This window comes from Bartonella sp. B17 (assembly GCF_053795755.1).
The window spans coordinates 991509-1006149 of sequence record NZ_CP200032.1; the positions used below are offsets into that span (position 1 = coordinate 991509).

Here is a 14641-nt window from a genome sequence, read left to right on the forward strand (position 1 = left end):
GGGATCACTTTGTGATCACACCTCTATAGAATACGGAAGATTTTATGGGTATGTTTTTAAATATCTCATCATTATGCTAGTGTGACGGAATGTACCCAGCCATTTTTATCTACTGTATTTCCTCTTTGTAGATCAATAAGTTGTGTGCGAAGTTGCTCTGCAACCGTCCCAATCATTTCATTTCCGATAACGAATTCTCCATCTTTATATTTGAAGCGGCCAATTGATGTAATAACAGCAGCAGTACCACATGCAAAAGCTTCTTTTAGATGACCGCTTTGTGCATCTTTTTTAAGTGATTCAAAAGAATAAGGACGCTCTTCTACCGTTAAGCCCATTTGTTGTGCTAATTTTAAAATTGAACAACGCGTTATTCCTGGAAGAATAGTTCCATTAAGTGGTGGTGTTACAAGCGTATTATTCTCCATAATAAAGCAAACATTCATGCCACCTAGTTCTTCGATCCATTTATGTTCAATCATATCAAGGAAGAGTACTTGGCTACAATTATTTTGTGTTGCGCTATTTTGTGCAAGCAAACCTGCTGCATAATTTCCACCACATTTTGCAGTGCCTGTACCGCCTGGACCAGCGCGGCTATAATCTGTTTCTATCCATACACTGACAGATTTTTCTTTTTCTGAAAAATATGATTCAACTGGAGAAGCTATGATACAGAAGATATATTCTCGAGAAGGATGAACCTTTAAAATGCTTTCGTTACCAAACATGAATGGACGTATGTAAAGACTCGCATTTGGATGATCAGAAACCCATTTTTGATCAATTTTTACTAATTGATTAATTGCATCTAAAAAGATATCCTTTGGTAATTCAGGCATAGCTAATCGTCGAGCTGATTCCATAAAACGCTGTGCATTAGCATTGGGACGAAATAAAAGAACACGTCCATCTTTTGCACGATATGCTTTTAATCCTTCGAAAATTTCTTGCCCATAATGCAAAACGGTACTTGCTGGACTGATTTCTAAAGATTTGTATTGAGAAATAATGGCATTATACCACCCTTTTTCTTCAGTCCATTGAATAATAACCATGTGATCTGTAAAAAATTGACCAAATCCAGGATTTTTTAAAATTTTTTCACGATTCTCGTCTGATAGAGGGGACGGATGTTTTTCTATTTTAAATTGAAGCGATGATGTGGAAGATTTCATAAATAAAACTTTCTAAGATATGTATTATTTTTATATATATTTTATTAAATAAGTAAAAATAATTATATAATGATGTTATGATAAGTATTTTAAAATAAACAATTATTATAAAATTAAAAATGAAGATTATTAATAGAGCTATTTTGATTATGTTTTCATAAATTCTCTTCGATAAAATAATTTGGAACTTTTATAATTGATTATTGTTTTGCTAAGTAAAGATTTTAATTGCTTTTATACTATACTACCAAATAACGAAAGGCAGAAAAATTAAAAAGGGAACTTATTATGATTGATAAAAAACAACCCAAGCATGAACAACGTATAGTAGCAGATAAAACAGATCGTAAACGATGTAATTCGATTTTGAAAGGCGCTCTCGCTATTATTTTTGCACTCATTATTATTTGGTTTGTTTTCGGCTTTTTAGGGTCTTTTTTAAAAAATTTTTAAAACGTACATTGAGGTATAATGTTACAGAATTAACACAAATAATGATAATTTCGAAAAAATTTAAATAAACTAGTTCTAATATTTAATATTTTATAAGGTGTAATTATAACATTATTTTTATTCCATTAACAAAACACAACTTTAATTTTTGCAATTAATTTTATACCACGACAAATAATGTAAAGATTGTTAAAATTATTACTTTATTCGTTTAGCGTGTGATGAAGCAATCGCCTCCGGAATTTTTGATATCTTCACAAAGATTTATAGCTTCGTTACGGTTTTGAGTTTGAATACGAATACGATAATAAGTGCCTTTTCCTTGTATAAAAGCAGGTTGAATATTTAAAGGACGAGTGCCTATAAGATATCCAAACTTATATTTTATATTTTGCAAAGAATCTTGAGCTAACGCAGATGTTGGCTGAGATGCAACTTGTACATAATAATTTTCTGTATTTTGTGTTATAGCATTGGCTGATGGAGGTGAATGAGTGGAAATGTGTGTCTGTGCATTTGAATTAAACTTTGCACGTGAAGGAATTGGTACAAATTTAACGTGAGGAATAGAAATAGTTTTTGCATCCACTACATCAGCATCAACCGTGAGATTATGCTCTATTTCGTTGCTATTTGTATCGGAAAATTCCGGTGAGATAGAAGATTCATCTCGATGTTTATCTATAGTAGTTTCATCAATTTTTTCAGAATTGTCAATAGATTCTTTATCTGGATCATGTGCTGGGGTTAGTGCGATTGTACCATCTTGTTTTACAATGACGGTTTGTACCTCTCGCGTTGGAATAGTGTGGTTAATAGCTTCTGTAACTGCACCTTCAACATCAGGTTCATCAAGAAAAGAAGATGAAACGCTTTCAGATTCTTGTTTATTTAATGATGCTAACTCTTCAGGCGTTTCAGAATTATCAATAAGAAACTGTTGTGTAGTATCTTGTTTTTCATTCTCTCCGGTTGTTTGTTTGTAGACATCTAAATTGCTAGTGAGATTATTTTCAGTTTCAGTTGTTTCTGGCTTCAATTTGAAAGGTGTATTATCCGCACGAATAATAAGTGAATCTTCATTTTTTTGTGGTGACGTAAAAAAGCGAGAGTAGCCAATAAAACCAATTGTTATTAATATGAAAAAAATAACACTTTTGGTAAAGATCTTTTTTCTGATAAAGGTTTTTAAAATGGGAATTGTTTGGATACCGGTAGGAGTTTCATTTTCATCTTTATATGGTGAGTTTTCGGTAAAAGACGAGGAATAATATCCTCTATTATCGGCAGAAAAATAGTCGGAATCCCGCTCTTTATCACTTACATGTATATCTACTTCTGGATTTTGCATAGTTTGGTGAAAAATTTCGCTTAAAATTTCATCTTGTTGATGTTGTTGCGAAAAATCTTTTTTTGGAGCATTTCCTACATTAAAAACATCAGCAAATTCTTCTTTAAGATTATCAATAGGTACATCATATTCTGGAGCTGTATATGGAACTTCTGGAACCATAATTGGCCCAGTTTTTTCTACGGTTTCTTCTGCAAATTTATAAGTATCAACATTTGGAGGAGGATTATCCCTGCGAGTACAATTATCTGCAGAAAAATTATTCGTTTGTGTTGTATTAAAAATTTCTGATGATACTTGTGTATTATTTAAATTATTTTGATTACAAAAAACTTCTCTTTCATTGTTCTGATAAGAAGGATTTTCTGCATTATTGATATACTGTGTGTGAGCGTTACTATATTCTGAATTTTTTGCAATATTAACTTCTTGCTTTAAAAATTTTTCTTCATAAAACTGGGGATCATCGGTAGTATAATCTTCGCTCCAATTTTTTTGATTAGCTGAAATTTCATATGAATGGTTTATGGAAGTGTCGTAAGGACTTTGATTATCTCCATAATTTTGTTGTATATTCTGAGCATTTGGTTGTGGTACAGCTATTTGTAAAAAAGGCTCGGCTTGTTCATGAGATTCTGCAGCAGCGTTATTGTTTTGTGTACTGGTTTCATCAAAAAAGAAATTTTCTGATTGCACATTAAAATTATCTTTTTCAAAAAAAGGATCAATATGAGATGGTATTGTTTTATTTTGAGGTGGCTGGTTATTCTGAATGGGTAATGGAGAAAGCGTATCTAAAATTTGTTCTTCATCATGATTTATAGGCATAGAGCGTACTTTTTTAGATGAAAAACTATCTTGTTCTAAACGATTGATAGTATTAGTTGCTGCGATATTCATCACAGTTGATTCATCATTAGTTGCGTATAAACCCCATTGTTTACTTTGATCATCAAGTGGCAAATTATTAGCTAAATTATTTTCAATTTCTGTTTCTAAAAAAGATAAATCAAAATCTTCATTCTGGAATGAAGTTTCAGGAGTCTGAGATATAGATGAATCAGACTGTAATGAAAACTTATTGTTTTGGTTTTCACTTTGTTTGTTTGAATTAAAAATTCGCGCAAGTCCTTCTACAGGATCATAAAGTTTATTTTCCTGTTTTATTTTTTGCGGATTTTTGCGATCGTTATCGCTCATAACTTTTCTCACATAATGATCTGCATTCAAGTATAATAAACTACTTAATTCTAATTTATTATATTTCTACAAAAGTTATACAAAAAAATTGTCAATAAAGCTTTCATTTATATTTATTAAACTTTTTCAACGCATTTCTGTTAGTGCTTCTACTCCTATAATAGTAAGTCCTGATGATAAGATATTCATTACAGCTTGTATCAGTCCTAACCTAGCAAATGATAATTCTTTATCATCATATTTAATAAAACGTAAATCAGGATTATCACTTCCTTTATTCCAATGCGCATGGAAATTTGAAGCAAGATCATAGAGATAAAATGCTAATCGATGTGGCTCTTTATGAACTACGGCTTGCTCAATGATACGTGGATATTCGGCAAGTTTACGTATTAAAGATATTTCATTGTCGTCTATTAATCGATGAAGATGTGTAATCATTATATCGTTTGAAAAATTATCAACAAGAAAAACTTCTTTTGCTTGACGAAAAACTGAATGACAACGTGCACTTGCATACTGTACGTAAAAGATGGGATTATCTTTTGATTGTTCTGTCACTTTTGAGAAATCAAAATCAAGAGGTGCTTCGCATTTACGATAAAGCATCATAAAACGCACTGGATCACGACCAACTTCCTCCACTACATCACGCAAAGTGATAAAGGAACCAGCTCTTTTTGACATGCGCACAGGTTGGCCGTTGCGAAAAAGTTTTACCAGTTGACATAAGAAGACGCTCAATTTGGCTTTATCTCCAGAGATTGCCTTTGCCATTGCTTCTAACCGTTTTACATAGCCAGCATGATCTGCTCCTAGAATATAAATCATTTCATCAAAATGACGGTTAAATTTATCGCGAAAATAAGCGACATCAGCAGCAAAATAAGTGTAAGAACCATCAGATTTAACTAAAACACGATCTTGATCGTCTCCAACGTGAGTTGAACGAAATAAAGTTTGTTCACGGGGTTCCCAGTCTTCTATGTTCTGTCCTTTTGGTGGCGGTAATTTACCTTTGTAGATATAACCACTTAAAGTAAGATCATTAATCGTGTCCCGTATGGCTTGCGCATTATCTGCATAAAGTGTCCGTTCAGAAAAAAAGATGTCGTGATAAATATTAAGAGCGGATAAATCTTTTTGAATCATCGACATCATTGCATCAATTGCACGATCCTTTACTATAGATAATGCTTTCTCTTTATCCATAGTGAGTAATTGGTTGCTGAATTCTTGAGCGAGTGATTGGCCTAATGGTATTAAGTACTCACCAGGGTATAAACCTTCTGGAATTTCGTTAATTTTTTCTCCAAGAGCTTCGCGATAACGCAACAATACAGAATTGGCGAGTACTTCTATTTGTACACCAGCATCATTGATGTAATATTCTTTTGTAATGTTATAGCCGACAAATTGCAATAAATTAGAGAGAACATCACCAACAACAGCACCTCGACAATGTCCAACATGCATTGGACCAGTCGGATTTGCTGATACATATTCAACATTAACGTGCTTTCCTTGTCCTATTGGAGAACGTCCATAGGACATACCTAATTCAAGCATAGATTTTATTGTGCTTTGCCAAAATAATTTTGTAAGTTTAATATTGATAAATCCAGGACCAGCAACTTCAATATTCTCAATAACGGGATCATTTTTGAAAAATTCTGTAATTTTTTCTGCAAGTGCACGTGGATTAATCCCAACGGATTTTGCAAGCACCATAGCAGCATTAGTTGATAAATCGCCGTGTAAAGAATCACGTGGAGGGTCAACAGTGATTTTTGATAAATCTAATTTTCCTCCATTTTTTTCTTTTATATCAGATAATTCGAGTAATCTTTTAATTTTTTTCTCGAAATTTTTAAAAATATTCATATCTAATTTCCATAATATATTCAAAATCAATTAAACAAAATTATCTGTGTGGTCAAATAAACGGAGATGTTCACGTAAAGCATAATGATCGGTCATGCCTGAAAGAAAATCAGCAATAAAACGTGCTAATTCTTGATTTGTTAAGTGAATTGTTTTTATCTGCCAGTTTTTAGGCATTAGATCAGGGTTTTCATAATAACAGTTAAATAAGTTTTCTACAATGCATTTTGCTGCATTGCGACGATTGAGAACTTGATCGTGATAATATAGATTTTTAAACAGAAAATTTTTTAATTCTTTTTCATAAACGCTTATAGTCGGTGAAAAAGTGACAATGGTTTGTCCTGCTTGATGAATATCATTTATGCTTTCTGGTTTGAGATACGCTAAATTTTTTTGTGATTGTTTAATAACATCTTCAACCATAGTTGTGATTTGTCTACGTACCAATTGGTAACCAAGTCGAGTTTGATCGAGCTTTGGATGCTCTTGTTTTATGTCTTTTAATAATAATGCAGTTAGCGGAATCTGTTCAAACTGATCAATTGTTAAAAAATTTGAGCGTAGACCATCATCAATATCATGAGCGTTATAAGCGATATCATCAGCAATAGCAGCACATTGCGCTTCTAGTCCTGCAAAGCAGTCTAGCTCAAGATCCTGCTTTTCATTATATTGCAGAATATAAAGAGGAACGTCTTTGCGATTAGCATAAGAGCCCAAAAGAGGACCATTATGCTTTACAAGTCCTTCGAGTGTTTCCCAAGTAAGATTAAGTCCATCAAAATCTGCATAACGCTGTTCCAGCTTTGTAACGATACGTAAAGCTTGTGCATTATGATCAAAACCACCATAATTTGCCATTATTTCATTCAGAGCATCTTCTCCAGCGTGACCAAAAGGTGTATGCCCGAAATCGTGAACAAGGGCAATAGCTTCGGCAAGATCTTCATCAAGACATAAGGCGCGGGCTAATGTTCGTGCAATTTGAGAAACTTCTATCGAATGCGTAAGTCGAGTACGATAATGATCGCTTTCATCAGCAATAAACACTTGCGTTTTATGTTTAAGACGTCGAAATGCGTTAGAATGAATGATACGATCTCTATCTCGTTGAAAAGGTGATCTTATGGTACTCTCAGTTTCGTAGAATAATCTTCCACGGCTTGTTTTGGGGTTAGCACTGTATATCGCTCGGGATTGGTAATTGATATTGCTCATATCCATTGCAAGCTATCCATTTTTACCCTAAATTTAAATAGTCTATTCTTAATAAGCTTTTATTTGTTTAGGATACCTTTTCTTGACAGTTTAATGCAAGGATATATAAAAAATGAGTGTGGATATTTCAGATTTGGCTGCCAAGCGGATTGCACAAATACTTTTAAACGAAACGGATAAGATAGGATTGCGTATTTCCGTTGAAGGTGGTGGGTGTTCAGGTTTTTCTTATAAATATGATTTAGTTTCTGAAAGTAAAGAAGATGATTTTGTTCTTAAAAAAGATGGGGCGATTGTACTGATTGATTCAGTATCTCTTTCTTTCATGGACGGAGCTCAAATTGATTTTGTTGATGATCTTATGGGGCAGTCTTTTCAAATCCGTAATCCTAATGCTATTTCATCGTGCGGTTGTGGTGTGAGTTTTTCAATTTAGAATAGTGACTTTGTAATATTGCTTCTTGCAAAGCTTGTTACTTTAATCAATAATGCAAGAATGGATATTTTTGCAAAAATATTACGTCGATCTTTGTGGTTATGCACTGTCTGTGTCTCATTAATTTGGGGTGATTGCGCGTTTTCTGAAGAAGGAATGAGGCAGGATTATCAACAGAAAAAAGCAACAAGTTTTATTTTAAAATCTCAAGATCGTGAAAAAAAAAATTTATATTCTCAGTCTCAGTTAGTATTACATGCTCGATTAACAGATAGCGGCGAAAATATTACAAAAGGACTTATATGGCGGATTTATGCTCCCACTTTAGGAATTGATAAAAAATTACCGTTAATTGCAACTTATGAAGGTGGTAGTGCGCGTTTTGATTTAGAACCAGGGAGTTATCTTATTCATGTTTCATTTGGCCACGCGAGTGCAGTGCATCATGTAAATTTAGAAAGTGGGCAGAATCTTATTAAAAATTTTAAACTTGATGCTGGTGGTGTTATTTTAAATGCTACTTTGCTAAATGGTGCGATCGATGAAAAAGAATTGCGTTTTACTATATATGAAGACGAAAAAGAAAATGATGATACTGGTGTGATTTTATCAGATATTAAACCTCAATCAATTGTGCGTTTAAAAGCTGGTCATTATCATGTTACTTCTTATTATGGCTCTATTAATGCTATTGTTCATTCTGATATCCAAGTGGATGCGGGTAAAATTACAGGGGTAACTCTTGAACATCAGGCTGCTCAAATCACATTAAAGTTAGTACGGCAAGAAGGAGGCGAAGCGCTTGCCGATACAAGTTGGTCTATTACCAATGATTCCGGTGATATCGTTTATGAAACAGTTGGTGCTTATGTTTCACTTGTATTGGCTGAAGGTGGATATATTGCGATCGCTAAAAATAAAGATCAAATTTATCAAAAAGTTTTTTCAGTTATCTCTGGTCATGATGAAGATGTTAGTGTGGTGGCAAATATGCAAAATATTGATGAAACAATAAATTAATGATCTTTTTGTAAGCATAATTTTACATTGAAAGTGGGGATAAAGTCTTGGTTATGGAACTTTCAACAGTAAGTGTATTTTTGGCAGGTGCGTTATCTTTTTTATCACCATGTGTTTTGCCGTTAGTTCCTCCTTATTTGTGCTATATGGCAGGGATTGGGATTGATGATTTTCGTTCAGCAAAACATCAGGGAAGAATGTCTATACATTTAGCTCTTTTATTTCCTGTTGTCGCTTTTGTTCTTGGCTTTACAACTATTTTTGTTGCTTTAGGTGCCAGTGCAAGCGCAGTTGGCAGATTTATTGGTTATTATCGTGATTGGTTTGCTATTATTGCTGGAGTTATTATTATTATTTTTGGTTTAAATTTTTTGGGTCTTTTCAAAATTGCTTTTTTATTTCGTGATGTGCGGTTTCAAACGTATAAAACGCCTTCTGGACCTTTAGGGGCGTATATTATTGGTTTAGCTTTTGCATTTGGTTGGACGCCATGTATTGGTCCAATTTTGGGGCCTGTCATAACACTTGCTGGAACAAAAGAAACAGTGGGTGAAGGTGCTTTTCTTTTAGGTATTTATGCATTAGGTCTTGGGGTGCCCTTTGTTTTGGCAGCTTTATTCTCGAGCAGCTTTATGAAATTTTTTGGAATTTTTCGAAAACATTTAGGAAAAGTTGAGAAAGTTATTGGTATTCTTTTGATTATTACAGGGATTTTATTTTTAACAGGCTCTATGCAAAACTTGTCATTTTGGCTTTTGGAAAATTATCCTTCGTTGAGTAATGTTGAAGCTATTAGTTGGCATGATATCGTTGTTTTTTTTGGATTTTCTCGTTAAATTTTTGTGTTTTTATGGTTAGAAATTGTCTTTCTATTATTCTTGCAGCAGGTGAGGGAACGCGTATGAAGTCGTCTACCCCTAAGGTGCTTCATACAATTGCTGGCTTACCACTTATATGCCACGTCATAAAACAGATAGAATTGATGGATTCTTCGCAATTAGCAGTAATTGTTGGATTTGGTGCTAAAGATGTCATTGAAGTTGTTCAATCATTTGCAAAAAATGCGATGATTTTTGAACAAAAAAAACGTCTAGGAACTGCTCATGCTGTTTTATCTGCTCGTACAGCGTTGCAAAAAGGGGTGGATGATGTTCTCATTATTTTTGGCGATACTCCTTTGATTGAGAGAGAGTCATTGTTAAAAATGCGTGCTCAACTTGCTTCGGGAGCAGATATTGTTGTTGCTGGTTTTCATGCAGAAAATCCAGCAGGATATGGGCGTCTTGTTAAAAAAAATGGTAAACTGATCGCAATTGTAGAAGAAAAAGATGCAAGCGATGAAGAAAAAAAAATCTCTTTTTGTAATGGTGGGATACTTGCTATTAATGGAAAACATGCAATTTCTCTTTTAAACAAGATTGATAATAATAATGTGAAGCAAGAATATTACTTAACCAATATTGTTTCTATTGCATCATATAAAGGGTTAGATGTTCGGATCGTTGAAGTGCCCTTTGATAATATTGTAGGAATCAATAACTGCTTTGAGCTTTATGAAGCTGATTCTTTATGGCAAAAGCGTAAAGCGCGTGATTTTATGTTATCTGGTGTTACAATACTTAAACCAGAAAGTGTTTATTTTTCTTATGATACAGAAATTGAACCGGGGGTGGTGATCGAACCAAATGTTTATTTTGGTCCGAGTGTAAAGGTACAATCTGGTGCAGTTATCCGTGCATTTAGTTACTTGGAAGGCGCTATGATTGGTAAAGATGCACAGATTGGTCCTTATGCACGTCTACGGCCTGGAACAGAGCTGGCACGATCGGTAAAGATTGGAAATTTTTGTGAAATCAAAAAAGCTAAAATAGGAGAATTCTCCAAGATTAATCACTTAAGTTATATTGGTGATGCCAAAATTGGTGCACGTACCAATATTGGAGCTGGTACGATTACTTGCAATTATGATGGATTTCATAAACACAATACTGTAATTGGTGATGATGCTTTTATAGGATCTCATTCCGCGTTTGTTTCTCCAGTGATTATAGGAAACGGTTCTTATATTGCTTCTGGCAGCATTATCACTGAAGATGTTCCCGCAAACAGTTTAGCGTTGGGTCGTGTACGACAAGTGATAAAAGAGGATTATGCAATAAAATTGCGTGCACGTTTATCAAAGGATAAACAGTGAAAGTGAATATTTCTAAGTTTATTTTCTTTGCTTTATGGTGATTTAGTAATTGTGTAAGAGGCCTTATTTTAAAATATCGCCTACTATAACATATTTGATTTATGTAATTACTCAAAGTTTTTAATAAAGACAGTTAGATTTTCTTTATGGAATTATATAAATCTGAGATGTTTATTGGAGCTTTTAAATGTGCGGAATTATTGGAATTCTTGGAAATAGATGTGTAACATCCTCTTTAGTTGATGGTTTAAGGCGTCTTGAATATAGAGGATATGATTCATCTGGTATTGCGACTGTGCACAATGGACGTCTTCATCGTATGCGTGCTGAAGGCAAGCTTGTTAACTTAGAAGAGAAATTAAAAAAAACACCTTTAAAGGGGAATTTAGGGATTGGTCACACGCGTTGGGCTACTCATGGAGTTGCTGTAGAGCGGAATGCACATCCTCATATGACAGAACGGCTTGCGGTTGTTCATAATGGCATTATCGAAAATTTTGCAGAATTGCAAAAAGAACTCATTGAAGATGGTTATAGTTTTGAAACAGAAACTGATACAGAGGTTATTGCTCATTTAATTACGCGTGCATTGAAAAGTGGTCTTTCTCCACAAGAAGCAGTATGCACAAGTTGGAAAAAATTGCAGGGAACTTTTGCTATTGCTCTTATTTTTGAAGGTGAAGATAATCTTATGATTGCTGCTTGTTCTGGTCCGCCATTAGCAATTGGTTATGGGCAGGATGAGTTTTTTGTCGGATCGGATGCAATAGCTTTGGCACCATTTGTAGATCGTATCAGTTATATGGAAGATGGAGATTGGGCGGTTCTTACACAAGAAGGTGTAACAATTTACAATGCAAAAAATGAATCCGTAAAACGTCCTATTGTAACATTATTTGAAGGGAATTTACTAATTTCTAAGGGAAATCATCGTCATTTTATGCACAAAGAGATGTTTGAACAACCTGAAGTTATTTCTCATAATTTGGCGCATTATTTTGATCTTGGAAACTATACGGTGCGCCCACTTAAAAATTTCATTGATTGGAAAAAAATTAACCGAATACTTTTTGCGAGTTGTGGAACTGCTTATTATTCAACTTTGGTTGCACGTTACTGGTTTGAACGTTTTGCTGCTTTAAGTGTTGATAATGATGTCGCTTCAGAATTTCGTTATCGTGAACCACCTATAGCTTCCGATATGTTATCGATGTTTGTTTCTCAATCTGGTGAAACAGCTGATACGTTAGCATCTTTACGTTATTGCCGTAAATGTGGCGTGCAAACAGCAACAGTTGTCAATGTTGAGCAATCAACAATGGCAAGGGAAGCTGAGTTTGTTTTACCGACATTAGCAGGTCCAGAAATTGGTGTTGCGTCAACAAAAGCTTTTACTTGCCAGTTGGCAACACTTGCTGCAATGGCACTTGGTGCTGCTAAGCAACGCGGATATCTTTCTGAGAAGGAAGAACATTTGCTTGTTAAGCAATTGGCAGAAATCCCAAGAATTTTGAGTAAAGTTTTAAAGTTGGATAATAAAATTGAACAAATTTGTCGTAATTTAGTAAATGCAAAAGGTGTTCTTTATCTTGGGCGCGGAACTTCTTATCCGATTGCTTTAGAGGGGGCGCTTAAATTGAAGGAGCTTTCTTATATTCATGCTGAAGGTTATGCGGCAGGAGAGTTAAAACATGGACCGATTGCACTGGTGGATGAGACAATACCGGTTATTGTCGTGGCACCTTATGATAGATGGTTTGAAAAGACCCTTTCTAATATGCAAGAAGTCGCAGCGCGCAATGGCCGGATTATTTTTATAACCGATAAAAAAGGAGCAAAAATAGCTTCTCTTAATACCTTATCGACTATTATTTTGCCAGACGTTCCAGAATTTATTGCACCCATTATTTATGCTGTACCTATTCAGTTAATCGCTTACCATACAGCAGTTTTATTGGGAACGGATGTCGATCAACCTCGTAATTTGGCAAAATCAGTTACTGTTGAGTAAAAAATAGTTTTGTGTCTTTGAGGTTGCGTGCGGGATGGTAAAATAGTTATTAATTATGATAGTAAAGCTATTAATTTAATAAAATTGTTATCAGTTTAATAAATCCGGTTACACAATATAGAAAGCGTACCGGATTTTTTATGGTTGAATCTAAAAAATCATTATTAAAGATGGATATCTTAAGGAAAATCAAAAATGGATACGGTTGGGGAGAAGAAAAAGTTTAGCTATGGATGAAAGGTGATGAAGTGTTTTCTTTATGAGATTCATGTCGTGTTTATTTTTTAAGGTACAGCAAGTTCATATCTATTTTCTTATATTGAGTTTGGCTTGTGTTTACAATATTCGAGTGGTAATCGCATAAATTAATATAGAGAATAATGCTAGTCATAGTTCTAGTTTGTTTCAACTATTAGTGTTGATATTGCTATTCGTGCAGGTTTTGAAAATATACAAATAGCTAAGAAAATAGATTCAAAAAAATTTCTGAAATATGGTGGTGTTGCTGAATAACATATTTTGTTTGTGTTTATGTTATAAATTCTATTATAGTGCTGTGGGATAATTTCATTTCATGATGAGTTTAGTGTAGTACTATTAGTGATATAGAGTGAAGGATATTAGCAGTTTTTTTTATCTTACATGTTGTGTGAAATTAAACTTGTAAACAATGTAAATACATTTTAATATGGAGTTTTCTATTTATAGCTGTTTTATGTGATAAATAATCCCATTATTAACGTTATTGTTATGACTGAGAGTAATGTCGTCCATGTGATTATGGATGCCATAACTTCATGATCTCCCCCCATTTGTCGAGAAAGTATATATGCATTACCTGCGCAAGGCATTGAAGAATATAGGATTGCAATGCAAGCAGCAACTCCAGAAGTTCCTGTTGCTTTAAGAATTATAATCGTTATTATTGGCATAATGAGTAGTTTTAGAACGATAGCCCACAAAATAGAAACCATTTTATGGAATTGCATAGATATAACCAATCCTGCTCCTACTGACATAAGGCTTAGCGGTGTAGCAGCACCTGATAAATAGGATAATAGCTGTTTTATTGGTTCAGCAATATGAATATGAAGTGTATTAATTATTACTCCAGTTATTGCTCCTATTATCAATGGATTTTTAGTTAATGCTATCAATGCTCTTTTTATACTTTTTTTGTTTCCTGTTCCATAATGACTCATTACCAAAACACTCATTATATTCGTTATAATAATCATATACGCAATAAAAAAACCAGATAAAGCTACGCCTTTATTTCCAAATAGAGATTGAGATAGAGCAATAAACACATATGAATTATAGCGAATTCCACCTTGAAATATTGAAGTAAATAAATCCGGTGATTTTCCTATGAAGCCTTTCATTAAAAAAATTATTGCGGATACTAATAGTGTTGAAGCTATAGTTGAAATTATTGGGTAGATGTTATTATTACTGCTAAAGTTAGCGTCACTGATATCAAGTATGAGTAATGATGGAAAAAAAATATAATATACAAACTTATCTGATGTTGACCAAAAAATAGATATATCTTTTATGTAAGCTTTAGAGAGGTAGCCTATTACTATTAATAAAAAAATTGGCAGTATGGAAAGGAAGGTGTTGATCATAATAAATTCCTTTTATACAGAAAAATACGATTTTAAACTCTTTTAAGATTCCTGTTTTTCCA

General features: G+C 33.7%; 11 protein-coding genes. 6 read left to right on the forward strand and 5 right to left on the reverse strand.

Translation table 11 applies throughout. From position 1 onward, the window contains the following. Positions 1-71 precede the first annotated feature (71 nt). Positions 72-1178: a branched-chain amino acid aminotransferase gene (locus V4B18_RS04335; RefSeq protein WP_455475253.1), complete on the reverse strand. Its 1107-nt coding sequence runs from the start codon at positions 1176-1178 to the stop codon at positions 72-74. Positions 1179-1466: 288 nt separating this feature from the next. Here V4B18_RS04335 and V4B18_RS04340 point away from each other — a divergent pair, with 288 nt between their 5' ends. Next, positions 1467-1631, forward strand: coding sequence for a hypothetical protein (locus V4B18_RS04340; protein ID WP_455475254.1), 165 nt, complete (start codon positions 1467-1469; stop codon positions 1629-1631). 211 nt (positions 1632-1842) lie between these two features. Here V4B18_RS04340 and V4B18_RS04345 read toward each other — a convergent pair whose 3' ends face one another. The 3 genes from V4B18_RS04345 to V4B18_RS04355 all read right to left on the reverse strand — a co-directional run bounded on the left by V4B18_RS04345 (position 1843) and on the right by V4B18_RS04355 (position 7293). Then, positions 1843-4182 (reverse strand): SPOR domain-containing protein, encoded by a 2340-nt coding sequence (locus V4B18_RS04345; RefSeq protein WP_455475255.1) that lies wholly within the window; start codon positions 4180-4182, stop codon positions 1843-1845. A 126-nt stretch (positions 4183-4308) separates the two neighbouring features. Continuing rightward, positions 4309-6066: an arginine--tRNA ligase gene (argS, locus tag V4B18_RS04350; protein ID WP_455475256.1), complete on the reverse strand. Its 1758-nt coding sequence runs from the start codon at positions 6064-6066 to the stop codon at positions 4309-4311. Positions 6067-6096: 30 nt separating this feature from the next. Then, positions 6097-7293: a deoxyguanosinetriphosphate triphosphohydrolase gene (locus V4B18_RS04355; protein ID WP_455475257.1), complete on the reverse strand. Its 1197-nt coding sequence runs from the start codon at positions 7291-7293 to the stop codon at positions 6097-6099. Between the two features lie 106 nt (positions 7294-7399). Here V4B18_RS04355 and V4B18_RS04360 point away from each other — a divergent pair, with 106 nt between their 5' ends. The 5 genes from V4B18_RS04360 to glmS all read left to right on the forward strand — a co-directional run bounded on the left by V4B18_RS04360 (position 7400) and on the right by glmS (position 12948). Then, entirely contained in the window at positions 7400-7723 is a 324-nt protein-coding gene (locus tag V4B18_RS04360) for a HesB/IscA family protein (RefSeq protein WP_455475258.1), read from the forward strand. Positions 7724-7783: 60 nt separating this feature from the next. Continuing rightward, positions 7784-8743 carry a carboxypeptidase regulatory-like domain-containing protein gene (locus V4B18_RS04365; protein WP_455475259.1) on the forward strand — a complete coding sequence of 320 codons (960 nt, stop codon included), beginning with the start codon at positions 7784-7786 and terminating at the stop codon, positions 8741-8743. Between the two features lie 47 nt (positions 8744-8790). Continuing rightward, positions 8791-9579, forward strand: a complete 789-nt coding sequence (locus V4B18_RS04370) for a cytochrome c biogenesis CcdA family protein (protein ID WP_455475260.1) — start codon at positions 8791-8793, stop codon at positions 9577-9579. 14 nt (positions 9580-9593) lie between these two features. After that, positions 9594-10937 carry a bifunctional UDP-N-acetylglucosamine diphosphorylase/glucosamine-1-phosphate N-acetyltransferase GlmU gene (glmU, locus tag V4B18_RS04375; RefSeq protein ID WP_455475261.1) on the forward strand — a complete coding sequence of 448 codons (1344 nt, stop codon included), beginning with the start codon at positions 9594-9596 and terminating at the stop codon, positions 10935-10937. Positions 10938-11124: 187 nt separating this feature from the next. Further along, entirely contained in the window at positions 11125-12948 is a 1824-nt protein-coding gene (gene glmS / locus V4B18_RS04380) for a glutamine--fructose-6-phosphate transaminase (isomerizing) (RefSeq protein WP_455475262.1), read from the forward strand. A 713-nt stretch (positions 12949-13661) separates the two neighbouring features. Here glmS and V4B18_RS04385 read toward each other — a convergent pair. Continuing rightward, on the reverse strand, positions 13662-14579 hold the full coding sequence (locus V4B18_RS04385) for an AEC family transporter (protein ID WP_455475263.1): 918 nt from the start codon (positions 14577-14579) through the stop codon (positions 13662-13664). Positions 14580-14641: the final 62 nt, after the last annotated feature.